Raw genomic sequence first — 23623 nt, 5'->3', positions numbered from 1 at the left:
GTGGCCGAGGCCTTGCAGCGCGGTACGACGGTGCTGCTTTCCAGTCACATCCTGTCGGAGGTGGAGCGGCTGTGTAACCGCGTCACCATCATTCGTGCGGGACAGACCGTCGAGACCGGCACGCTGGCCGAGATGCGGCATCTGTCGCGAACCTCCATCACCGCCGAAATGGTCGGCAGCCCAGGCGATCTCAGTCGCCTCGCGGGCGTCGAGGACATCAGCGTCGATGGCAATACCCTGCATTGCCAGGTCGACAGTGAACACCTGGGTGAACTCATCCGGGTACTCGGCGACGCCGGGGTGCGCAGCCTGGTCAGTCAGCCGCCGACACTGGAAGAGCTGTTCCTGCGCCACTATTCACTCGACGGGCAGGCCCCGTCCGATGAGCGGGAGAAGGTGTCATAAATGACCGCCGTCACCGCGACCGCGCCACGCGCGTTCGAAACACCGTCCTTCGCAGCGGATTTCACCGGAACCGGCAAGCTGCTGCGGCTGTATCTGCGGCGTGACCGGATCGTGGCGCCGCTGTGGATCCTGCTGCTGTCGCTGCCGTTGGGCAGCGTGTACATCAAGAGCCTCGAGAAGATCTATCACACGCCGGCCGACTTCCAGGACTACGCCAACGGGATCCTTTCCAACCCGGCCGAATTGGCCATGTACGGGCCGGTTTACAACATCAGTCTCGGCGCCACCGGCATCTGGAAGGCGGGGATGTTCTACACGCTGATCGGCGTGGCGACCATCCTCACCGTCATCCGGCACACCCGCGCCGACGAGGAGACCGGGCGCACCGAACTGCTGGCGTCGACCCGGGTGGGGCGGTTCGCGGGGCTGACCGCCGCGCTGATCGTCGCGTACGGCGGGGCGCTGGCCACCGGACTGATCGGATTCGCCAGTCTGGCGGGCACTTCCGTGCCGCGCGAGGGCTCGCTGGCCTTCGGGCTGGCGCTGGCCGGCTCGGGCATCGTGTTCGCCTCGGTCGCGGCGGTGACCGCGCAGCTGTCGGGCAGTGCCCGGGTGGCGCGCGGGCTCGCCTTCGCGGTGCTCGGCCTGACCTTCACGCTGCGCGCCATCGGTGATGTGCGCTCCGGGGACGGGCCGACCAGTCCGCTCACCTGGATGTCACCGCAGGGCTGGTCGCTGCAGGTCCGGCCGTACGCGGGCGATCACTTCGCGGTGCTGGGGCTGCACGTGCTCACCGCGCTGGTGCTCACCACGGTCGCGTATTACCTGCTGGCACACCGGGATGTCGGTGCGGGGCTGCTCGCCGAGCGGCCGGGCGCACTGACCGCCTCGCCCACGCTGGCCGGTCCGTTCGGCCTGGCCTGGCGGCTGCAGCGCGGCACCATGCTGGCCTGGACCGTGGCACTCGGGTTGTACGGCTTGATGATCGGCAGCGTCACCAACGACATCGGCAAGCAGCTGGGCAGCAATCAGACCATTCGCGATCTGATCACCCGCATGGGCGGCTCGGAATCGCTGGAGAAGGCGCTGATCAGCTACGGCTTCACCATGATCGCGGTGGGCGCGGCCGCCTACGCGGTGTCGGCGGCGCTGCGGCTGCACGCCGAGGAGACCACCGCGCACGCCGAGATCGTGCTCACCGGTGCAGTCTCCCGAATCCGCTGGGTGGCTTCGCATTTGAGCTTCGCACTGCTGGGCCCGGTGCTGGCGCTGACGGTGGCGGGCCTGCTCGGCGGCCTGGTCTACGGCCGCGCCGCCGGTGATGTGGGCGCCAAGACCGGCCAGGTCCTCGCGGCCGCCCTGGTGCAGGTGCCCGCGGTCTGGACCTTCGCGGCGCTGACCGTGTTCCTGTTCGGCGTACTGCCGCGCTGGACCACCGTCGCCTGGGGATTCCTGACCGCCGCCATCGCGATCTTCCTGCTCGGCTCGCTCTCCGGTGCGCCGCAATGGTTCCGCGATCTCAACCCCTTCGAGCACGCCCCGAAGGTCCCCGGCGAACCCTTCACCGCAACGCCGCTGATCGCCCTGCTCCTGGTCGACGTGGCCTTGATCGCGGTGGGCCTCATCGCATTCCGCCGCCGCGACCTCCGCTCCGCCTGACCGCGAACGCCCCGCGAACGGCCGCACCGGAACCTCCGGTGCGGCCGTTCGGCGGTGTGGGCGGTGGAGGGGCAGTGGTGAGGGGTGGATTCGGGTGGAAACGGGTGGTAACCCAGTAAGTGGATCGATTACTGCTGAGGAGGTGAGGGACATGTATGAGGGTCTTGCACTCGGGATACATCTCCCTGCGGGATGGCTGTGGCCGACGCTGATTTTCTTCGGGCTCATCATCTTCGGGGCGCTGCTGGTCCTGCTGCTGGTGAGCGGCGCCCGATTCGACGATCAGGGCTCGAATTACGTGCCGACGACGACCGGGACCTGTGAACCGTTCTGCGGGGCGCGCACTCCGGTTCCCGGATATCCCAACTGATCGGTACCGACGAGGTTTCCGGGCCGTGTGCGCGGATACTCCACGGGAGTAGTTCGACGAGTGGGGGTTCCCATGGGGCAGCGGATCCCGGCCGTGGTCGGGTTGTACTTCCGCGAGGCGGGGCAATGGCGGCGCATCGCCGAATTCCGGCTGGCGCCGGACGGTCACGCCACCTTCCGCGCGGTCGATCCGGTCGAGGGACTGGTCGCGCGGGTCTGGTATCACCAGGGCGTCGACATTCTGAGCGAGAATCGCACCGTGCTGCCCGCCGACGGGGCGGCCTTCCTGCGGGCGCTGTTGCAGCCGTTCGGTTTTCGTGATTACTGGTTCCGCGACGACAGCTCGCCGCGCAGCGGGATCACCCGCATGTCGCACGCGGTCACGCGCAGCGCACCCGTCGTGCATCCGGACGACGGTGAAAACGGTTGGGCAGACGGCGATTCCGAATGCCACCGCTGCGCCGAGGGTGACACGGAAGGTGCCGAGACCGCGCACCGGTCGACGGCCCGGCCCGCCGCGTGGCGACTGCTGGACGCGGACGTCCTCCGGTTCTGATAGGCGTGAATCTCGCTGCGCCACAGTGGAATCGCTACAGGCTGTTGGCCAGCAGCGCGTACTCGGCCGTCGCCTTGCGGTGCACGGCCGCCAGATCGGGTGCGTACACCACCGCGACATAGCGCCGGTAGCCGACGAAGCACCGATACGTGTCGTCCGCGTTGGAATCGGTCCAGTGGCCGCACCGGGTATTGGGCACCTTGTCCGGCGCCCGGTCGGTGGCGAAATCGCTGCCGAGACTGGTGAGGAAGCCGCTGACCAGATCGTTGCCCGCCGCGAGATCGCGCACCCGGTAGATCTCGTTGGCGTCGACGAATCCGATGGCCTCGGTGCCGGTCTTCTCCAGCAGTGCCTTGCGGGTGGCCTGATCTCGCACGGCGTCGAGGATCCAATTCGTGTGGTAGACCGCGAAGGTGTCCGGCTCGGGCGCGCGCCCCGCATCGCGCCTGTCGGTGATCAGTCGGGCCAGCAGGCCGTCCGGATCGGGTTTCAGGGTGTCCAGTTTGTCGGTGGGCGTCTCCTGGAAGGCGTCGATGGCCGGCACCTCGGCATCGAGGGTCCGCTTCGCCAGGCTCTGCAGATCCCGCAGATCGGCGCTGGGCCGGCCGGCGAAGATGGACAGGACGAAGTCCTTGCGCGCCATCCGAACTCCGATGGTGTTCACCCCCGGCCGGTAGTGCGCGAGCGCGTCCGGATACTCCGCGATCGTCACCCGCTGGTTCTGCTGCAGCGCCACCGCGAAATCCTTGTCCTCGAACTCGCGCGCGGCCAGCTTGGCCGAATCGCCGTCGGGGAAGCGCATGAGCACCATGCTGACCTGGTTCGCGTTCGGGTCCGCGTGCTCACTGCCCTTGGGATCGGGCCGATCCGCTCCGCTGGCCGCGAAGGCCACGATGAAACCGTGGCTCTGCAGCACGGCTTTGGCCAGGTCGGGCAGTCCGTCGTACTTCACCAGATCCTTGACGTCGGTGTGCACGAAGCTGCCCCGGCCGACATTGAGGCTCTGATCGATGGCCAGCGTCGGCGCCAGCGCCGCCGCCATCCGAATGCCCTCCAGCACATCGCCGTGCCCGCCCGCGCCGGTGTCGTAGTGGAAGCGGTCGACCGCCATGCCGCCGACATTCAGTGTGCGGACATCCATTTCGGCCGCCACCGGATGCCCGCCCTGCCCGCAGCCGGTCAACAACCCGGCGACCACCAGGCAGATGGACGCGACAACCGTTGTGCCCCTGGTGCTCCGGCCCATGGCGTTCCCTCCCGCACGGCTACCCCGAATTTTCGGCCGCGCACCCGGGGGCTGTCCAGGTTGTTCGAGATGATTCCGCCGCCTAGAGGCTGTTGGCCAGCAGTGCGTACTGCGCGGCCGCCTTCTTCTGGGCGTCGGACTCGCTGGTGCCGTTCACCACGCCGACGTAGCGCTTGTAGCGGACATAGCAGCGGTTGGGCGTCTTGCTCGAGGCGCGGTGCGTGCACTTGGCGTCGGGCACCTTGTCCGGCGCGGTGGCGGAGGTCTCCTGCAGATTGCCGATCATGCCGGTCACGAAGTCCTCGCCCGCCTTGGCATCTCGCACCCGGATCACGAAATTGCCATCGGTGACCGAGGATTGGTCGGCGCCGGTATCGGCGACCAGCTTGGTCCAGAAGCCCATGTCATCGGCGAACAGGATCAGCCAATTGGACGGGAACACCGCGAAATTGTCCTGATCGACGGTCTTGTGATCGCGGTCGTCGACCAGGGTGCGGGCCAGCAGCCGCTCGGAATCGACCGGCAGCCCGGCGATCTGGTCGGCGGGCGTCTCCTGGAAGGCGTCCAGCACCGGCACCTCGGCGTCCAGGGTCTTCTTGGCCCAGGACAGCAGATCCTTGGAATCGGCGCTGGGCCGGATCACGAACAGCGAGATCACGAAGTCCTTGTGCGCCATGGTGACACCGACGTTCGCCACACCCGGCCGCCAGTGCGCGTAGGCATCGGGATAGTCGGGCAGGGTGAGCTTCTGGTTCACGTTCAGCGCCACATTGAAGTCGGCGTCCTCGAGCTCCCGGGCGGCCAGCTTGGCGGCATCGGTGGTGGGGAAGCGCAGCGCCCGGATGGTGATGGTGGTGCCGTTGGCGTCCGGATGGTCGCCGACGTCCGCGCGGTCCGAACCGCTGGCCGCGTACCCGGCCACGAAACCCCGATTGGTCAGCACGCCCCGCACCGCCGCGGCCAGATGGCTGACATCCAGCACATCGTCGACCGTGGACAGCACCGCGCCGCCGCGGCCGATGTTCAGGCTGGGGTCGATCTTCGTGGTCGGCGCGACGGCCGCGGTCATCCGGATGCCCTCGAGGGTGTTGCCCTTGCCGTTGTTGTTGCGGTCGTAGGTGAAGCGGTCCACCGGATAGGAGCCGGTGTCGAGGGTGCGGACATCGATCTCGCCGGGAACCGCGGTGCCGGACTTCCCGCACCCCGCCAATAGCGCGGTCAGTGCCAGACAGGTGATGGCGGTGACGACACGTGCCGGGCGGCCCATGATGCTCCCTCCCGCGCGGCCCCGAGGGCAGCGCTCCAGTTGCACAAGATTTTCCGGCCGATATCGGCCTACTGTCCACCTCTATCCGTGTCGCCCGGGTGGGGCGTTAACGGGCACACTCCCGGCTACACCCAGATGCCCTTGCCGACGGTCACCACGCCGCCATTGCTGACCGCGAACCGCTCCCGGTCCCGGTCCAGATCCACCCCGATGATCTCGCCCTCGGTCACCACCACGTTCTTGTCCAGGATCGCGTGCCGCACCACCGCGCCCCGGCCGATGCGGGCGCCGGGCATGATCACGCTGCCCTCGACCGTCGCGCCGTCCTCCACCATCACATTGGAGAACAGCACCGAATTGCGGACCGTCGCCGCGGAAAGGATGCTGCCCGCGCCCACGATGGACTCCTGGGCCAGGCCGCCGCGGCCGAACTTGGCGGGCGGAAGATTCTCGGCCGCACCGCGAATCGGCCAGTGCTTGTTGTAGAGGTCGAAGACCGGGTCCACCGACACCAGATCCATGTGGGCCTCGTAGAAGGCGTCCAGGGTGCCGACGTCACGCCAGTAGCCGCGGCTGCGGTCGGTCGCGCCGGGGACGATATTGGTGGAGAAGTCGTAGACCGCGGCCGCGCCCGAGCGCACCAGGCCGGGAATGATGTCGCCGCCCATGTCGTGGTCGGAGTCGTTGTCGTCGGCGTCGGCGCGGATGGCGTCCACCAGCACCTTGGTGGTGAAGACGTAGTTGCCCATGGAGGCGAAGGTGACGTTCGGGTCGTCGGGGGTGCCCGGCGGGTGCACGGGCTTCTCCAGAAAGCCGATGATGCGGCCGGATTCGTCGGAATCGATGCAGCCGAAGGAGCCGGCCGTGCTGCGCGGCACCCGGATGCCCGCCACCGTGACGCCCGCGCCGGAGTCGATGTGCGCCTGCACCATCTGCTCGGGGTCCATGCGGTACACGTGGTCGGCGCCGAAGACCACGATGTACTCGGGGTCCTCGTCGTAGATCAGGTTCAGCGACTGCATGATCGCGTCCGCGCTGCCGGTGTACCAGCGCGGGCCGAGCCGCTGCTGCGCCGGGACCGGGGTGATGTACTCGCCGCCGAATCCGGACAGTCGCCAGGTCTGGGAGATGTGCCGGTCCAGCGAATGCGACTTGTACTGGGTCAGCACACAGATCCGCAGGTAACCGGCATTCACCAGATTGGACAGCACGAAGTCGATGAGCCGGTACGCGCCGCCGAACGGAACCGCGGGCTTGGCGCGGTCCTTGGTGAGCGGGAAGAGTCGCTTGCCCTCGCCACCGGCGAGCACGATCCCGAGTACGTGCGGCTGGCTCCTCACACCTCTGAAACTACCGCCTGTAGGGGAACCCCGAATGTCCAGCATGTCCCGTGTTCGTCGCGATCTTGCGGGCCGCGTCGATTGGTTAGCCACGTGGCTAACGTCTAGTTTGGATCGGTGAGTTACGGCGCGGACGGAACTCGCGGACTGCGAGTGGCCATGATGACCCGCGAATACCCGCCCGAGGTGTACGGCGGGGCAGGCGTGCATGTGACCGAACTGGTGCCGCGACTACGGGAATTGTGCGATGTCACCGTGCACTGCATGGGCGTCGCGCGCACGGATGCCGTGGTGCATCAACCGGATCCGATGCTCTACGCCGCCAACTCGGCATTGCAGATGATGTCGGCGCAGCTGCGCATGGCCGATGCCGCCGGCTTCGCCGACGTGGTGCATTCGCACACCTGGTACACCGGGCTGGCCGGGCACCTGGCCGCGGAGCTGTACGGGATTCCGCATGTGCTGACCGCGCATTCGCTGGAACCGCGGCGGCCGTGGAAGGCCGAGCAGCTGGGCGGGGGATACCGGCTCTCGTCCTGGTCGGAACACAATGCCGTCGCCTACGCCGATGCCGTGATCGCGGTCAGCGAGGGCATGCGCGCGGATGTGCTGGCCGCCTATCCGGACATCGATCCGGCGAAAGTCCATGTGGTGCACAACGGGATCGATGCCGAGGTGTGGCATCCGGGCGGGCCCGCGCTCGGGGTGCGGGACGTGCTCGGGGAGCTCGGGGTGGCGCAGGAGCGGCCGATCGCGGCGTTCGTCGGGCGCATCACCCGGCAGAAGGGCGTCTCGCATCTGCTGGCCGCCGCCCGGCATCTGGATCCCGACATTCAGCTGGTGCTGCTGGCCGGGGCCGCCGACACGCCCGCCATGGAGGCCGAGGTGGCGTCCGCGGTGCGCGCGCTGCGGGCCGAACGGGACGGCGTGTTCTGGATCAAGGAGATGCTGCCCACCGAACTGGTGCGCCAGGTGCTCGCCGCCGCAACGGTTTTCGTGTGCCCGTCGGTGTACGAGCCGCTGGGCATCGTGAATCTGGAGGCCATGGCCTGCGGGACCGCGGTGGTGGCCTCGGATGTGGGCGGGATTCCGGAGGTGGTGGTGCACGGGGAGACCGGGCGGCTGGTCCACTACGACGAGACCGCGCCCCACGAGTACGAGCGGGCGCTGGCCCGGGCCGTGAATACCGTTGCCGCGGACCCGGTCACGGCCGCCGCGATGGGGGCGGCGGGCCGGGACCGGGCGATCGGCGCGTTCGACTGGAACCGGATCGCGGCCCAGACGGCGGGCATCTACGACCGGGTTCGCAAGGGCTGAACCGGTTTCGGAGCCGAACGCGGCCGGCTCAGAGCGGGTAGCGCATGAAGACGTCGGCGCGGTCGTACGGGCTGGGCGGTAGCTCCGACGGCGGGACGTGCACGAAACCCATGGACTCGTAGAGGTGGACGGCGCTGGCCAGGCGGGCATTGCTGGCCAGGAAGAATTCCTTCGCACCCAGGTCGCGGACCCGTTCGATGGCGGTGGCCAGGATCGCGCGGCCGATGCCGCGGCCCCGGAAGCGCGGCGACACCGCCATTTTCGACAGTTCGAAGACGCCGGGATGCTCCTGGACCAGGGCGACACACCCGACGGGCTCGCCGTCCAGGCGGGCGATCAGCACCTCGCCGCCGCCGTCGACAATGGCCTGCGGGTTGTCGAGGGTGATGAGGTCGGCGGGCTCGACCGAGAAGAAGGCCTCGATCCATTCGAGGTTGAGGTCCTTGAAGGCAACGGCATCGTCCTTGAAAGCCAGAGAGTCGGCAGGCGAGGACATGGGGGCGACGACGATCGCGTCGGCTTCGGGGGTTACGGCTTCGGTCTGCTGAGTCACGAGAGAAAGCATGTCCGAGGTCGAACCATAACGTCCAATACTTGATAACTGCGATCAATATGATCAACTTATGAACACCGGTGTGGAGCTGCGCCATCTCCGCTATTTCCTGGCCGTCGCCGACGAACTGCACTTCGGCCGCGCCGCCGCCCGCCTGCACATCGCCCAGCCCGCCCTGACCCAGCAGATCCAGCGCCTCGAAACCCTGCTCGGCACCCGCCTTTTCGACCGCACCTCCCGCACCGTCGCCCTCACCCCCGCGGGCGTCGTGCTCCGCGACCGCGCCACATCCCTGCTCGGCCACGCCGAACGCGACCTCGCCGAGATCACCCGGATCGGCCAGGGCAGCCAGGGCACCCTGCACCTCGGCTTCGTCCCCTCGGTGCTGCCCCTCGAACCCCTGCGCGGCGTCCGCGAATTCCGCGACCGCTTCCCGCTCGTGGACGTGGATCTGGTCGAGGGCTTCACCAGCCATCTCATGGAACGCCTCGCCAACGGCACCCTCGACATGGCCATCGTCCGCGACCCCGACGACCAACCCGGCACCGTGACCGTCCCCCTGATCACCGAACCGTTTGTCGCCGTGCTCGCCGCCGATCATCCACTGGCCGACCGGGATTCGATCACCGGCGCGGAACTGGCGGACAACCCCCTGGTCTTCTTCCCCCGCGCCGCCGGCGGCCTGGCCCACGAAAAGAACCTCGCCCCACTACTCGAATCCGGCCGCCGCCCCCACGTAGTCCAAGAAGCCACGAACTGGACGATCATCCTCTACCTGGTAGCCGCGGGCCTCGGCGTCACCATCGCCCCGCGCAGCGCCACCTTCACGGCCCCCGCCTCGGCCCGCATCATCCCCGTCGCCGACACCGACGCCGCCACCACGATCTACATCGCCACCCGAGAAAACGAGGACCGCCCCTTGGTCCGCAACCTCCTCGAACTGCTCCCGAATCAGCGCACCCGGTAGGTCGCCACCACCACCGACGCGGTGACGGTCATCGGATCCGGCAGCGCCTCGATCCGTTCCACCCGCTCGTCGCCGGCATGAAACGCCGACGGTCCCATACCCACCACATGCGCGACATCGGCCCGGTTCAAGGCCATCGGGTATTCGACCAGTTCCCGCCCCATCAACTCGAACCGCTCGCCCAGCGCCCCCGCCAGCCGATCCTGTTTGCCCGCATCCACGCTCACCATTCCGAGCGGCCCGATCAGCTCCCCCAAATGCTTCGGCGTCGGCGTCACCACGATGAACCAGCCACCCGACCCGAGCACCCGCGCGACCTCATCGGCATTGCGCGGCGCGAACACGCACACCACGACACGTGCCGCCGCATCCCGTATCGGCAACCCGCGCCAGGCGTCGGCCATGACCGACCCGGCCCGCGGATGCGCCCGCGCCGCCCGCCGCGCCGCCGCCTTCGACACATCCAACGCGATCCCCCGCGCCCCGAGCACGGCATCGAGCACCGCCGCCAGGTAATACCCGGTCCCCGCCCCGATCTCCACCACCGCTGGACCCGGCGGCACGATCGAATTCGAGGCCGCCGCCGTCACATTCGCCCGCGCATCGGGTGTGCCACCGAATCGTCCCCGAGTGGCGACGGCTGTCGCGGACGCCGTGCTTCGTGGTGCGCCCGTGCCGGTTGGGGTCACGGTTAGGAGTTTCGCGGCCAGCCGTGCCACCGAGGGTGCAACAACGGACATTCCGGGCGTGGCGATTCCAGTGCGGAGCCCAATGCGCCGAGCCGACGCCGCTGGGCCGCGACGACCGGGGTCGCCGCCGCCGACCGGGTCCGCCGAATCACCTTCGCGCGGTGGGGGAGGTGGCTGCGCCTCGAAGATCGAGGCAACCGATCTTCCTGGCGCGGTAGTACCGGCGCGGCGCTCGTGATTTCGAGTCGGCGCCGCCTCGTCGGGTTCACTGGAAGCGCCACCGCTCAGCTGGGCCGCGGTATCGCTCACCGGGGTCGCGGGATCGATGTCGCGCCCGGTGACCGACGAGTTCTCGGCCGCGTTGGCAGCCGTTTGCGATTCCGCTCCGAATACTGCTGTATCGAGATCGACGGCGGGGCGGGATATCGGGTCGGCGGCCGCATAGGGCACCGCCGGGTCCCGGCTCATGTCGCGGCGGACGATGGCGGTCGCCACCTTCGCTGCGACGACTTCGGCGATGGGGGCGAAATGGCCGGCGGATTGGAAGGCGGCTCGGGCGTCGAGCATGGCCGGGGTGTCGCCGGTCATTTTGGTGGAGGCGCCGGTGAGGAGGGTGATGTAGCCCTGTTTGGCCAGGTCGAAGGTGTGGCCGGTGGGGCAGGTCAGGGTGCGGGCTCGAGGGGGTGTGTCGCCGACGGTCGGGTCGGGTACGGGAGCCGCGAGGGGGTGGCCGCAGTGTGGGCAGGCCAAAAGATCGGCGCAGGCGATGAGCCGGTCCGCGGGGGAGGGCTCGACTGCGTCGAGGTGGGGGGCATCGGCCCCGGTGTTCCCCAAGGGGTCGGGGGCGGGGCCCCCGAACGTCCCGTGGGTTGAGTTTTCGCTGCTAGGCGGTGACTTTGGTGAGTTCTTCACCCAGCGCTGCGGCTTCATCCGGCGTGAGCTCGACGACCAGCCGCCCGCCACCCTCGAGTGGAACCCGCATCACGATTCCACGCCCTTCCTTGGTTGCCTCGAGGGGACCGTCCCCGGTGCGGGGCTTCATGGCCGCCATCCTCTGCTCCCTCCAGATCTGCGCGGTCTGCTGCGCACTTTCATGGAACTCCAGTTGTCACCAACCAGGCAGCCCGCCGGTATGTGGCGGGCCGCACCTAGCCCATTCTTCCCTATCGCGGATCGGGGCGGGTACCTGAGTTCCAAAAACCGACCGACGTGGCGTTCAACGAGTACTCACATTCACCCAGCAATCGCTGATGTGATCGTCTACCATCCCTGTCGCCTGCATGAGTGCGTAGGCGGTCGTGGGCCCCACGAATTTGAACCCGCGCCGCTTGAGTTCTTTTGCGAGAGCGGTGGATTCGGCTGTGACAGCGGGCACATCGGACAGGCTCCGGGGCCGTTTGCGCGGGGCCGGGGCATAGGACCAGAGCAGTGTGTCCAGGCTCTCCCCGAGATCCCGGGCAACCCGCGCATTGTGGACGCTGGCCAGTATTTTGGCGCGATTGCGAACAATGCCCGGATCCGCCATGAGGCGTTCCACGTCGGCCTCTCCGAACTCCGCCACCCGCTCGATCGCGAAGCCCTCGAATGCCGTCCGGAAGGCGGGCCGCTTCCGCAAAATCGTGATCCACGCCAAACCCGACTGAAACGCCTCGAGGCACATTCGCTCGAAAAGCGCGTCATCGCCGTGCAGCGGCTGTCCCCACTCCTGATCGTGGTAATCCCGATAAAGCTGGCTACCTTCCGACCACCCGCAGCGAATCCGGCCGTCGCCGTTCGATTCCGTTGTCATCGCGGACCCGGCTCCTCGCTCCGCTGAACCGGGGTCGTTGTGACCTCGGCGGTGGAGGTCGTGGACTCGGCCGGTGCCGGTGCCGGTGCGGGTGCTGGGGCAGGAGCCGGAATGGGAGCGGGAGTCGGAATCGGCGCGGCCGGGGCGGACTCGCCGGGCAGCACCTGTGGAATGGGAGCGCCACCATTCGGGGACGGTTCGGCCGTGGACTGCGATTGCGCCGCGCCCGTCGCCCCCGTCGCCCCTGCCGTCGCGCGGGCCAGCTGCCCCTCCAACTCGTCGATGCGTGCCGCGAGCCGCGTCAGCGCCCAGTCCACCTCGCCCGCCTTGTACCCGCGGAACACCTGCTGGAACCGCAGCGCGCGCACATCGCAGGCGCTGATGCCCGAGGCGGGCAGCACGGTGACGGTCGTCCCCTCCGGTAGCGGCCCGAGCTCCTCGGAGCGCCCGAAGATCGCACTCGCCACCAGGAACAGCAGCGCGGCGACCAATCCGACGATCAGCACGTACAGCAGCATCGTGAGCATGCCCCGAGCTTAGGTGCAGCGCCCGCCCACGACCGCCCTAGCCCCTGGCGGAATCCGGCCCTCGAATTCCTTGCCTCACAACGGGAGAGCAAAACCTCGTCATCTCGGCGTGCACTACCTCGTCATCCCGGCGTGCACTACCTCGTCATCCCGGCGCGTATTTGGCCGGGATCCACAGCGGACAGGGTGGATTCCGGCCAAAAGCACGCCGGAATGACGGGGGGATCCGCGGAGGCGGTTACAGGTGGCGGGTGGTGTCGATGCTGAGGGACATGCCCGCGAGGCCGCGGCGGCGGACGGCGAGCTTGTCGGAGATCTCCAGCAGGGCCTTGCCGGAGGCGCTCTCCGGGGCGCGCAGCACGATCGGGGTGCCCTCGTCGCCGGCCTCGCGCAGCTGCTGCTCGATCGGGATCTGGCCCAGCAGCGGCACATTGGCGCCGATCGCCTTGGTCAGGTTGTCGGCCACGGTCTGCCCGCCGCCGGAGCCGTAGAGCTCCATGCGGGAGCCGTCGGGCAGATCCAGCCACGACATGTTCTCGATGACACCGGCGATGCGCTGCCGCGTCTGCAGCGCGATGGACCCGGCCCGCTCGGCGACCTCGGCCGCGGCCAGCTGCGGGGTGGTGACGACCAGGATCTCCGCGTTGGGGATCAGCTGGGCGAGCGAGATGGCCACGTCGCCGGTGCCCGGCGGCAGGTCCAGCAGGAGGATGTCGAGATCGCCCCAGAACACGTCGGCCAGGAACTGCTGCAGTGCGCGGTGCAGCATCGGGCCGCGCCACACCACGGGCGTGTTGCCCTGGGTGAACATGGAGATCGAGATGACCTTCACGTCGTGCGCGATGGGCGGCATGATCATCCGCTCGACCTGGGTCGGCCGCTGATCGGTGCCCAGCATGCGCGGCACGCTGTGGCCGTAGATGTCGGCGTCGAGGACACCGACCGACAGCCCCTTGGCGGCCATGGCGGCCGCGAGATTCACGGTGACGGAAGACTTTCCGACGCCGCCCTTACCGGACGCGACCGCGTACACGCGGGTCAGCGAGCCCGGCTGGGCGAACGGGATGACCGGTTCGGCGGCATCGCCGCGCAGCTTGCGGCGCAGTTCGGTGCGCTGCTCGTCGTTCATGACGTCGAGCTCGACGGTGATCGCGCCGACCCCGGCCACGTCGGCCACGGCCTTCGTGACCCGTTCCTGGATGGCGGTTTTCATCGGGCACGCCGACGTCGTCAGGTAGATCACAACGTGGACACTGCTATCCGCGCCGACCTCGACGCTCTTCACCATGCCCAGCTCGGTGATCGGCTTCCGGATCTCCGGGTCGTTCACCTTCGCGAGCGCGCCCCGCACATCCGATTCCGTTACCACTGGCATGCCGCCAGTCTAGGGACGCTAGATCCGTGGCAGGGCGGCGGGTGAGGGCGAGACGCCGGAGCCGTACGCGGTCTCCCAGGCCATCACATTCGCGACGTAGGCCATGGAGTTGTTGTAGCGGAGGATGGCCCGGGTCTGCTGGCCCGGATCGCGCATGTCGAGGCCGCCCTGGCAGAGGTACTTGCCCGCGGTCAGCGTGGCGTCGTACATGTTCTGCGGATCGGCGATGCCGTCGCCATTGCCGTCGGCCGCGTACTTGCGCCAGGTCTCGGGCAGGAACTGCATGGGGCCCACGGCGCGCCGGTAGCTGCCCGACAGTCCGTCCAGGTCGCCGCCCTCGGCGGTCGCGATCACGTTGTTGCCGTACAGACTTCCGTCCAGGACCGGTCCGTAGACGTTCTGCAGCGGATACCCGTTGTCGTCGATCTTGCCGAAGCCGTGGGTGGATTCGACGCGGCCGATGCCGGCCAGCAGGTTCCACGGCATATTGCAGGTCGGATTCTCCACGGCCAGAACATGTTCCGCGTTCTGGTAGGCGTCGTACGCCACGCCCGGCATGCCGAGCGGTCCGGCGGGGCGCGCCGACGGCATCCGGTCGTCCGGCTGCGCGACGGTCTTCACCTGCGGAGGGCCAACGGGCCCAACCTGTTTGGCCTCGTGCAGCAGCGGTTCCGGAGCGGCGGCGGGTTCGGCCGCCTCGGGTCTGGGTAGTTGCTCGTCCCCGTCGTTGGACAGCTGTTGCTGGACGGTGGCGGTGAGCTTGTCGGTGAGGTGCCCGTCGCCGGCTCCGGTAACTGTGGCGAGTCCGGCGGGCACCAGCCCGGTTAATGCGATGACCGATCCACGGCGAACCTTCGGGACCGGGGGTTTGCGGTGACGACCCACTGTGTGGTGACCCTCCATTGCCATCGGTAGATACCGGGGTGATGCAGTGGAAGCCACGTTACCTTATCTGAGACCTTCCCGTTACTACTTCGTGACCAATTCTCAGGTTTCGAAGTAATCCCAAGTCAAACGCGAGTTCCGGAGCGACGCTCCGAAACTCGCGAATCACACATTCGTTACGGGGCGGGCGCGGGCGCCGGAACCGGCAGCGGAATCGTGATGCCGAACGGCAGCGTGATGCCGGGCGCGGGAGTGGTGGTTTCGACGGTGTCCGGAGCGGAATCCGCCGGTGCCATCGGCTCGGGCTCGGGCGTCTTGGTCGGCTGAACAGTTTGCTGATCCTGCGGTTGCTGGACGGCCTGCTGCGGCTGATCCTGCTGTCCCGCCTGGACATTGCAACTGGTGAGCGCCTGATCCTTGACCACCGGCTTGCCGTCGGGGCCGAACACGATCGGCTTGCCCTCGGCGGTCGTGACCGGCTGCCCGTCGGACCCGATCACCTGCTCGCCGGGCGTACCGCTCTCGGGCAGCTTCTGATCCGGATTCGCCGGAACCGCCGCCTGCTCACAGGGATTCGCGGGCTGGACCGGGGCCGGGCAGAAGATGCCGCAGGGGATCGGCGGCAGACCCGGGATGGTGATCATCACCTGGGTCGGCGTCTGGACCGTGGTGGTCGGCTGCGTGGTCTCGGCCTCGGTGGTGGCCGGAATCGTGGTGGAGGCCACCGTGATATCGGGACCGCTGACCGGAACGTAGTTGTTGGGCACCAGATCCGGGGAAATGGTGACCTGCTGCGGCGCGCCGCCGGTCTTGTAGGCGTTGGCCCAGCTGAGCACATTGGCCGCGTAGGCGACGGAGTTGTTGTAGCGCAGCACGGCCCGCAGCTGCTGCTGCGAATCGGCCAGATCCAGCCCGCCCGAGCACAGGTACTTGCCCGCCGCCAATGCCGCGTCGAAGACGTTGTTGGGATCCGGTGTGCCGCTGCCCTTTCCATTGGCGGCGTACACCGACCAGGTGCTGGGCAGGAACTGCATGGGCCCGATGGCGCGCACGTAGTTGCCGTCGGCGGCCTTGATGATCTCGTTGCCGGGCAGCGTGCCGTCCAGCGCCGGGCCGTAGATCGGGCTGACCGTGGTGCCCGCGGCATCGGTGCGGCCGTTGTCGGCGTGGTTGGACTCGATGCGGCCGATGCCGGCCAGCAGGTACCACGGCAGGTGGCAGTTCGGGTCCGAGGACTGCAGCGCCAGTTCGGCATTGCGGTAGGCGGCCAGCACGATCTCGGGAATTCCGAGCACGCCGCTGCCGCCGGGCAGGGCGATGTCGTGCAGCGGAACGGTGCCGCCGAAGAGCGGGACGCCGTCCGCGGGCGGGGTCATTGCGCTGAGTTTGCGGGGGGCCTCCGGAGCCGCCGGAACCAGCCCTACGGTTTGATCCGAGGGCGTTTCGACGGGACTGTTCACGCTCGCGTTGTGCGCCGAGGCGGCCGCCAGCAAGGCGTCCGGAGCGGCCTGCGGGGCGGCGGTGTGAACCGTGGTATTGGTGGTCGAACCGGCGGTGACCAGGCCCGCTATCAACAGCGCCGACGCTGTCACCGGAGCAGATATTCTCTTCGCCACCACACAATCCCCTCAGTCGTGCGGCCGGTTCCCGGGGGTGACACTCATACTGCGGCAGTGTCTGGGTCGGTCGCTCGGAACAACGTGATCCAGGTTACCCATGAGTCAGCTCGTTCGGAACAACTTCTGTGGTCAGTCGCCATCTTTTTGTGCCGAAATTGCGACCTCGTCCGTCTTCCGCTCGGTACTCTTCTTTGCTTTCTTGACCCTGACGACCTCCCCGCCGACCGCCAGTTTCTCCAATCTGACCAGGGTCTCCTTGATGTCGTCCAGTTCCCTGCGCACGTAGTCGCGCGTGGCGACCTCGCCTACGGCCAGCCGCAGCGCCGCCAGTTCGCGCGCCAGGAATTCGGTGTCGGCCTTCGTCTGGGCCGCTCGGGACCGGTCCTCCTCCAAGGACACCCGGTCGCGATTGTCCTGACGGTTCTGCGCCAAGAGGATCAGCGGCGCGGCGTAGGCGGCCTGGGTGGAGAACGCGAGGTTCAGCAGGATGAACGGGTACGGATCCCAGCGCAGGGTGACGGCGAAGACGTTGAGCAGAATCCACACCACCACGACCACGGTCTGGATCACCAGATAGCGCCCCGTGCCCAGGAATCGGGCGATCTGCTCGCTGGTGCGGGCGAGCGCCTCGGCATCCCAGTCCAGCCCGCGGAAGCGGTTCTCCATGGGCGTTTCGAGGCGCTGGCGGGCGCTGAGTTTCTCCAGCCGTTCGCTCACGCGCGGCCTCCCGTCCCCTCGATCACGGGCACACCGTGCACGTCGTGATGGTCTTCGTCCTGCTCGCGCCAATCCTCGGGCAGCAGATGGTCGAGCACGTCGTCGACGGTGACGGCGCCCAGTAGATGATTCTCCGCGTCCACCACCGGTCCGCACACCAGGTTGTAGGTGGCGAAGTAGCGGGTCACGGCGGTCAGCGGGGCCTCGGGCCGCAACTGCACCAGATCGGTGTCGACGATGCCGCCGACCATGTTCGCGGGTGGTTCCCGCAGCAGCTGCTGGAAATGCACGCAGCCCAGGTAGCGGCCGGTCGGCGTGGCGGTGGGCGGGCGGACCACGAAGGCCATCGAGGCCAGGGCGGGGGTCAGCTCCGGATCGCGGATGCGGGCGAGCGCCTCGGCGACCGTGGTGGACGCGGTCAGCACCACCGCGTCCGGGGTCATCAGACCACCGGCGGTGTAGGGCGCGTGCTCGAGCAGGCGGCGCACCGGTTCGGAGTCCTCCGGATCCATCAGCGCCAGCAGCGATTCCGCCTCGCCCGCGGGCAGCTCGCCCAGCAGGTCGGCGGCGTCGTCGGGGTCCATGGCCTCGAGCAGGTCGGCGGCGCGTTCCACGCCGAGCTGTTCGAGCAGTTCCACCTGATCGTTCTCGGGAAGTTCCTGCACCACGTCGGCGAGTCGCTCGTCGTCGAAGGCCGAGGCCACCTCGATGCGGCGCTTGTGTGGCAGTTCGCGCAGCATGTGCGCGACGTCGGCGGGTCGCATGCCCTCGAACTGGCCGAGCAGCTGGGTGACGTCCTGGCCGGGCAGGTTGAGTTCGGTCTGGGTGAGCCCGCGCACCATCGCCCAGTCGACCACGTGCACCGCGCCGCGCCGCCCGAAACCGACCCCGAGGCGGCGGCGTTCGCGCACGGCGACCCGCGAGACCACCCAGTCGCGGGTGCGGCCCTGCTCGACGCCCAGATCGACCACGACCACATCGGCGTCGGCGAGTTGCGGGAGTTCGGGATCGTTGACCTTGACCGTGGAGTCCAGGATCTGCGCGACGGCCAGCAACTCGCCGGGCCGCTGCTCGAATCGCCGGACGCTGATGGTCCCGGTGGTGAGCGTGACCGCACCCGGATCGACGGCCTGGACCCGCAGCATGGGCACGAAAATCCGCTTGCGGGTGGGCAGTTCGACCAGGATGCCGAGGACCCGGGGCTGCTGGCGGTCGTACCGTATGGAGATCACGATGTCGCGGAGGCGGCCGATAGACTCGCCGTCCGGTCCCAGTACCACCAAGCCCGCCAACCGGGCGGCGAAAACCTTCGTCGCTGCCATGCTTGATAAGGCTAGTGGGTCGAACGCGTCCGAAATGTCGCGCCACGTGCTGGCGGGCTCGGTCAAGCCCCGGAGGAGGCAGCTTGCGTAACCACGCAGGGGCTCCGAGCACGCCGAAATGGACAAGGAGTGAGGGATGACATCGCCTGGATCGGTCAAGAGTGTGCGCCGGTCGGTGCTCGCCGTGCCCGGCAGCAACCCGCGCATGATCGAGAAGGCCAAGGGGCTGGCCGCGGACGAGGTGTTCCTGGACCTCGAGGACGCGGTCGCGCCGGCGGCCAAGGCGGCGGCCCGGGCCAATATCGTGGCGGCGCTGAACTCGGGCGGCTGGGGCGATCAGATTCGCGTTGTGCGGGTCAATGATTGGAGCACCGAGTACACCTACGCCGACGTCATCACGGTGGTGGAGGGCGCGGGCTCCGAGCTGGACGCCATCCTGTTGCCCAAGGTGATCGACGCGGGCCAGGTACAGGCGCTGGATCTGCTGCTGACCCAGCTGGAGAAGGCCAACGGCCTGCCGGTCGGCCGGATCGGGATCGAGCCGCAGATCGAGAACGCGCTGGGGCTGCGCAATATCGACGCCATCGCCACCGCGAGCCCGCGGGTGCAGACGCTGGTGTTCGGGCCCGCCGACTTCATGGCGTCGATCAATATGCGCACCCTGGTGGTGGGTGAGCAGCCCGAGGGCTACGAGCCCGGTGACGCGTATCACCACATCTATATGACGATCTTGCTCGCGGCGCGGGCGCACGGCCTGCAGGCCATCGACGGGCCCTACCTCGCGGTGCGCGATATCGACGGTTTCCGCCGCAACGCATCCCGTACCGCCGCACTGGGTTTCGACGGCAAGTGGGTGCTGCACCCGGACCAGATCACCGCCTGCAACGAGATCTTCAGCCCACGTCAGAGCGATTACGACCGGGCCGAGGAGATTTTGGACGCCTACGCCTTCCACACCTCCGTCGACGGCGGTGCCCGCGGCGCGGTCATGCTGGGCGACGAGATGATCGATGAGGCCAGCGCGAAGATGGCGCAGGTCATAGCTGATAAGGGTCGGGCGGCGGGAATGGCGCGAACCACGCGTTTCATCCCCCCGACCGTGGACGCGAAATAGCATGATGGAGGCATGACAAATCCCATGGGGAATGCGAACCGGGGCCGCCCGGGCCTCCCGACGCCTCCGTCGGGCTGGCCGATCGGCTCCTACCCGACCTATGCGGAGGCGCAGCGCGCGGTCGACTATCTGGCCGACAATCAGTTCCCGGTCGAGGGCGTGACCATCGTCGGCGTCGACCTCATGCAGGTCGAGCGCGTGCTCTACCGTCTGACCTGGGGCAAAGTCATTGGCGGCGGCATGGTTTCGGGCGCGTGGCTGGGCCTGTTCCTGGGTCTGCTGCTGAGCATGTTCACCACCGGCGGGGCGATCGGCCCGCTGGCGGTGGGTCTGATCGGCGGCATCATCTTCGGTCTCATCTCCGCGTCCATCCCGTACGCGGCCACCCGGGGCCAGCGCGACTTCGCCTCCACCATGCAGTTGGTGGCCGGGCGCTACGACGTGCTGTGCGATCCGAAGACCGCCGAGCAGGCGCGCGACATGCTCGCCAGGCTGGCGATCTAGTTCATGGATGTGCTGGACCAGGTCCGGGCCGGGGTGCTCGGACATTTCGGGGTGGAGTCCGCGGACTCGGCGTCGGTGACGTTCCTCGGGTTGGAGCCCATCGACATCCTGCGCGTGCCGGACGGTGAGTTCGTGCACTACGCGACGCTGGGCGGCTCGCGGCATCCGATGACCGATCCGGCGGCGGCGCTGGCCGATCCGGTGCGCGGGCCGCGCGCGGAGCTGGTGCTCACGCTGCGCGGCGGTGCGGGCGCGGGCTCGGGGCTGACCCGCACGCTGGGCGTGCTGACTGCGGCGCCCTCGGTGGAAGGCGTTGTGCTGCAGGCGGACGCGCTGCTGGATCTGGGTGAACCGCTGTGGGCCAACTCGCCGTTCACCGCTGTCCTGCTGGGCGACAGCGAGATTCCGGAAGTCGTGCTGCCCGAACCCGCCGAGCCCGTGCGATTCCTGACGGTGGTGCCGATCACCGCGACCGAGGCGGCCTGGGTGCGCATTCGCGGCGCGGCCGCGCTGCGGGACGCGTGGGCCGAGGCCGGAATCGACGTGCGCGATCCCGGGCGCTCGGCGGCCTCGCTCTAGGGCACAGCCTCCGTCAACTCGTTTGCAGGAAGGGGTTGCCGTCGATCGGGCAGGTGGCCCCCTTCGCGGGAAGCGTTCCCGCGGTGAGGTATTCGCGCTTCGCGGCCTCGGAGCAGGTGCTGTGCACGTACATGCTGCTGTGTCCGGCGCCCTCGACCACCAGCAGGTGGGCGTCGGCCAGTTCGGCCGCGCCGGCGGCGGCTCCGGCCAGTGGCGTCGCGGGGTCGTTGCGGCTGTTGATGATCAGGATCGGCGCCGACTTCCGATTCCACGGCCCGGTGTAGGGATGCACCGCGGTCTGCGGCCAGTAGGCGCAGGTCATGGCGGTCAGGACGCCGAGGCGGCCGAAGACGGGCACCCGCAGGTCCTCACTGGCCGCGAGCGCGCTGTAGCGGCGTTCGTCGCGCGGCACCCGGCTGTCGGCGCACTGGACGGCGTGGAAGGCCTCGGTGTAGTTGTCGTCGTAGGTGTTCGCGCCGGTGCCGCCCAAGCCCGCTGGAAGTCCCGGAATGGCAGCGCTACCGGTGCCGATATCGGCCACCTGCCGCACCAGCGCCGCGGTCTCGGCCAGCACATCGGTTGGTAGGTAAGGGGTTTCGCGCAGGTCGTAGAGCTGCTGCAGGGTGGCGGCGACGGTGGGCCAACCCGCCGGATTGGACAGTTCGCCCGCGGTGGCGACGACGGTGCCGTAGTCGTAACGCTTGCCGTCCCACGAGATCGGTTCGCGCCGTACGCGTTCCAGAATCCGCTGCCACTTCTGATGCGGATCCCCTTCGGAGAAGGCGCATTCGGGTCCGGCCGCCACACACGCATCGAGCATGGCGTCGAAGGTGCTCGCGAGACCGGTCGCGACATCCTGCCGGGTGTCGACGGGCCGATCGGCCGCGGCATCGTCGGCCCCGAGGGCATTGCCGCGGAAGTCCATCGAGCCGTCGAGCACCAGACCGCGCACGCGGCCGGGAAACATGTTGGCGTACAACGCGCCCACGTAGGTGCCGTACGAAATCCCGTGGTAGGTCAGCTTGTCGTCGCCGACGGCGCGCCGCAGCAGATCCAGGTCCCGGGCGGTGTTCTCGGTCGACATGTACGGCAGCAGGTCGGCGGCCCGCTGTCCGCAGGCGTCGGCCAGGGTCTTCGCGGCGGCGAAGAACGCGGGCTCACCGCCGGGCGTGCCGGGCATCGGGGGATAGGTGGCGAAGAACAGCTGCTGCTCGGTCGCGTCCGGAAAGCAGTGCACCGGTGCGCTGTTCGCGACACCGCGGGTATCCCAGGACACCAGGTCGAAGCGGGCGCGCAGGGCATCGGAGAACAGCCACGGCCACTGCGCCCGCTGCCGCAGGCGCGCCACGCCGGATCGGCCCGGGCCGCCGAAGTTGACGAAGAGGGTGCCGATCTTGTGTGCCGGATCGGACGCGGGGAGTTTGATCACCGACAGCTCGATGGAGCGGGCGTCGGGGTGCGCGTAGTCCAGGGGCACTCGCGCTGTGGCGCAGGAGAATCCGGAATCGCAGTCGGTCCAGTGCAGGTCGGGAGCCGGTGCGGCGTCGGCCAGGGCGTCGACATAGGTGTTGGGCGGTTCGGCCGAGGCGGGCACCGGCACGGCCAGCAGCAGCCCGAATATTGCTGTCCACCAACCCATCCGGCGGCGCGGCGCCGGGTTCCTCATCAAGAACACGCCCGCATTCATAGCAAGCGGGCGCACCCCCGGTCGAGGCGCTCAGCAACGCCCCTGGTGGGGCGGGGTGCTCACAACCACTTGTTGCGATGGAAGTTCGCGTACAGCCCGGCGCACAGCGCCACCATGAGGGCGATCACGGCCGGATAGCCGAAGGTCCACGAAAGTTCTGGCATGTGTACGAAATTCATGCCGTAGACGCCCGCGACCATGGTCGGCACCGCGGCCATGGCGGCATACGCGGAGATCTTGCGCATATCGGTGTTCTGCTGCACGCTCACCTTCGCCAACGCGGCATTGATCAGCGCCGACAATGATTCGTTGAAGTCGATGATCTGCTCGGTGACCGAGGTGTGGTGGTCGGTGACATCGCGCAGATAGCGCCGGATCTCCTTGGGCAGCGGCAGACTCGTGTCATGGGTGAGCACCTGCAGCGGCAGCTGCAGCGGTTTGACGGCCCGGCGCAGTTCCACCACTTCGCGTTTGAGCTGGTAGATGGCTTCGATCTCGATCTTGTTGGCCGGAGTGAAGACCGCCTCCTCCATGGCGTCCACGTCCTCCTCGATGGCGGCGGTGACGGTCACGTAGGAGTCGACCACACGATCGGCGACCGCGTGCAGGACCGCGCCGGGCCCCAGTGCCAGTTGCTTCGGGTCGGCCTCCAGATCCTTTCGGACGCCTGCCAATTCGGTGTGGTCGCCGTGCCGCACGGTGATCGCGAAGTCCGGCCCGGCGAACACCATGATCTCTCCGGTGTCGACGATCTCGGCGACGGTGTTGAGCTCGTGCTCGTGGTAGCGCACGGTGCGCAGCACCAGGAACAGAATGTCGTCGTAGCGTTCGAGTTTGGGGCGCTGGTGCGCCTTCACGGCGTCCTCGACGGCGAGGGTGTGCAGTCCGAAGGTTCGCGCCACATCCGACATCAACTCGACGTCCGGCTCGAGCAGCCCGAGCCAGACGAAGCCCTGCCTACGCTCCCGCACCTCGGCCAGGGCGTCTTTGTAGGAGCATTGATCCCACAGCCGCTGCCCGTCGACATACACCCCGCAGTCGACGATCCGGCCCGGCCGCGCGGGCTTGGGAGCGTCCGGTGCGGGCACCGACCGTCCGGGCCAGTGAAAGGACGGCAGCGGCGAATTCGAGGACACA

23 protein-coding genes and 1 pseudogene are annotated in these 23623 nt (G+C 68.3%); 9 read left to right on the top strand and 15 right to left on the bottom strand.

Going from position 1 to position 23623, the window contains the following annotated elements; all coding sequences use genetic code 11:
• From ON43_RS27675 to ON43_RS27660, 4 genes are all read left to right on the top strand, one after another.
• Positions 1–405 (top strand): ATP-binding protein DrrA1-3 family domain-containing protein (locus ON43_RS27675; protein ID WP_040812134.1); only part of this gene is annotated, 405 nt, incomplete at its 5' end.
• Positions 406–2064 carry an ABC transporter permease gene (locus ON43_RS27670; RefSeq protein ID WP_086008032.1) on the top strand — a complete coding sequence of 553 codons (1659 nt, stop codon included), beginning with the start codon at positions 406–408 and terminating at the stop codon, positions 2062–2064.
• A 151-nt stretch (positions 2065–2215) separates the two neighbouring features.
• Entirely contained in the window at positions 2216–2434 is a 219-nt protein-coding gene (locus ON43_RS27665; RefSeq protein ID WP_040812132.1) for a hypothetical protein, read from the top strand.
• 72 nt (positions 2435–2506) lie between these two features.
• On the top strand, positions 2507–2989 hold the full coding sequence (locus tag ON43_RS27660; RefSeq protein ID WP_040812130.1) for a hypothetical protein: 483 nt from the start codon (positions 2507–2509) through the stop codon (positions 2987–2989).
• A gap of 34 nt (positions 2990–3023) precedes the next feature.
• On the opposite strand, the gene ON43_RS27655 is transcribed toward ON43_RS27660, so the two are convergent.
• The 3 genes from ON43_RS27655 to glgC all read right to left on the bottom strand — a co-directional run bounded on the left by ON43_RS27655 (position 3024) and on the right by glgC (position 6842).
• Positions 3024–4235 (bottom strand): DUF7373 family lipoprotein, encoded by a 1212-nt coding sequence (locus ON43_RS27655; RefSeq protein WP_040812128.1) that lies wholly within the window; start codon positions 4233–4235, stop codon positions 3024–3026.
• Positions 4236–4317: 82 nt separating this feature from the next.
• Entirely contained in the window at positions 4318–5502 is a 1185-nt protein-coding gene (locus tag ON43_RS27650; protein ID WP_040812126.1) for a DUF7373 family lipoprotein, read from the bottom strand.
• Between the two features lie 125 nt (positions 5503–5627).
• On the bottom strand, positions 5628–6842 hold the full coding sequence (glgC, locus tag ON43_RS27645) for a glucose-1-phosphate adenylyltransferase (protein WP_040812124.1): 1215 nt from the start codon (positions 6840–6842) through the stop codon (positions 5628–5630).
• Between the two features lie 147 nt (positions 6843–6989).
• Between glgC and glgA the strand changes: the two genes are divergently transcribed.
• Positions 6990–8159 carry a glycogen synthase gene (gene glgA, locus ON43_RS27640; protein ID WP_040812152.1) on the top strand — a complete coding sequence of 390 codons (1170 nt, stop codon included), beginning with the start codon at positions 6990–6992 and terminating at the stop codon, positions 8157–8159.
• Positions 8160–8187: 28 nt separating this feature from the next.
• Here glgA and ON43_RS27635 read toward each other — a convergent pair whose 3' ends face one another.
• A complete protein-coding gene (locus ON43_RS27635; protein ID WP_218003377.1) occupies positions 8188–8712 on the bottom strand; it encodes a GNAT family N-acetyltransferase in 525 nt (174 codons plus the stop codon).
• 70 nt (positions 8713–8782) lie between these two features.
• Here ON43_RS27635 and ON43_RS27630 point away from each other — a divergent pair, with 70 nt between their 5' ends.
• Entirely contained in the window at positions 8783–9679 is an 897-nt protein-coding gene (locus ON43_RS27630; protein ID WP_040812122.1) for a LysR family transcriptional regulator, read from the top strand.
• Here the strand turns inward: ON43_RS27630 and ON43_RS46405 are convergent.
• The 9 genes and pseudogenes from ON43_RS46405 to ON43_RS27590 all read right to left on the bottom strand — a co-directional run bounded on the left by ON43_RS46405 (position 9664) and on the right by ON43_RS27590 (position 18602).
• Entirely contained in the window at positions 9664–11202 is a 1539-nt protein-coding gene (locus ON43_RS46405) for a methyltransferase domain-containing protein (RefSeq protein ID WP_051179348.1), read from the bottom strand. The genes ON43_RS27630 and ON43_RS46405 overlap by 16 nt on opposite strands.
• Before the next feature lie 49 nt (positions 11203–11251).
• Positions 11252–11419 (bottom strand): DUF3117 domain-containing protein, encoded by a 168-nt coding sequence (locus tag ON43_RS43955; RefSeq protein WP_083913774.1) that lies wholly within the window; start codon positions 11417–11419, stop codon positions 11252–11254.
• 165 nt (positions 11420–11584) lie between these two features.
• Entirely contained in the window at positions 11585–12157 is a 573-nt protein-coding gene (locus tag ON43_RS27620; protein WP_040812120.1) for a DNA-3-methyladenine glycosylase I, read from the bottom strand.
• Positions 12158–12396: 239 nt separating this feature from the next.
• Positions 12397–12684, bottom strand: a pseudogene (locus tag ON43_RS45785) (DivIVA domain-containing protein); the annotation flags it as partial.
• A gap of 238 nt (positions 12685–12922) precedes the next feature.
• On the bottom strand, positions 12923–14059 hold the full coding sequence (locus ON43_RS27610; RefSeq protein ID WP_040812118.1) for an Mrp/NBP35 family ATP-binding protein: 1137 nt from the start codon (positions 14057–14059) through the stop codon (positions 12923–12925).
• Between the two features lie 18 nt (positions 14060–14077).
• Complete coding sequence (locus ON43_RS27605) at positions 14078–14944, bottom strand: lytic transglycosylase domain-containing protein (RefSeq protein WP_040812116.1); 867 nt, start codon at positions 14942–14944, stop codon at positions 14078–14080.
• Between the two features lie 176 nt (positions 14945–15120).
• Positions 15121–16536, bottom strand: coding sequence for a lytic transglycosylase domain-containing protein (locus tag ON43_RS27600; RefSeq protein ID WP_245568776.1), 1416 nt, complete (start codon positions 16534–16536; stop codon positions 15121–15123).
• A gap of 156 nt (positions 16537–16692) precedes the next feature.
• Positions 16693–17229, bottom strand: coding sequence for a DUF1003 domain-containing protein (locus tag ON43_RS27595; RefSeq protein ID WP_086008035.1), 537 nt, complete (start codon positions 17227–17229; stop codon positions 16693–16695).
• Positions 17230–17276: 47 nt separating this feature from the next.
• Entirely contained in the window at positions 17277–18602 is a 1326-nt protein-coding gene (locus tag ON43_RS27590) for a magnesium transporter MgtE N-terminal domain-containing protein (RefSeq protein ID WP_040812113.1), read from the bottom strand.
• A gap of 136 nt (positions 18603–18738) precedes the next feature.
• On the opposite strand from ON43_RS27590, the gene ON43_RS27585 reads away from it, so the two are divergent.
• The 3 genes from ON43_RS27585 to ON43_RS27575 are packed head-to-tail and all read left to right on the top strand — an operon-like array spanning position 18739 to position 20799.
• Complete coding sequence (locus ON43_RS27585; protein ID WP_040812111.1) at positions 18739–19716, top strand: HpcH/HpaI aldolase/citrate lyase family protein; 978 nt, start codon at positions 18739–18741, stop codon at positions 19714–19716.
• 12 nt (positions 19717–19728) lie between these two features.
• Positions 19729–20220: a YflT domain-containing protein gene (locus ON43_RS27580; protein ID WP_040812110.1), complete on the top strand. Its 492-nt coding sequence runs from the start codon at positions 19729–19731 to the stop codon at positions 20218–20220.
• Positions 20221–20223: 3 nt separating this feature from the next.
• Entirely contained in the window at positions 20224–20799 is a 576-nt protein-coding gene (locus ON43_RS27575; protein WP_040812108.1) for a suppressor of fused domain protein, read from the top strand.
• Positions 20800–20812: 13 nt separating this feature from the next.
• Here the strand turns inward: ON43_RS27575 and ON43_RS27570 are convergent, their stop codons facing one another.
• The gene (locus ON43_RS27570) at positions 20813–22465 is read right to left on the bottom strand and encodes an alpha/beta fold hydrolase (RefSeq protein ID WP_086008034.1); all 1653 of its coding nucleotides are present in this window, start codon (positions 22463–22465) and stop codon (positions 20813–20815) included.
• Positions 22466–22545: 80 nt separating this feature from the next.
• Entirely contained in the window at positions 22546–23622 is a 1077-nt protein-coding gene (locus tag ON43_RS27565) for a magnesium and cobalt transport protein CorA (protein WP_083913772.1), read from the bottom strand.
• Position 23623 lies beyond the last annotated feature (1 nt).

This window comes from Nocardia concava NBRC 100430 (genome assembly GCF_000308815.1).
In the GTDB taxonomy this organism is placed as follows: Bacteria; Actinomycetota; Actinomycetes; order Mycobacteriales; family Mycobacteriaceae; genus Nocardia; species Nocardia concava.
This window is presented reverse-complemented; position numbering and strand designations above follow the sequence as displayed.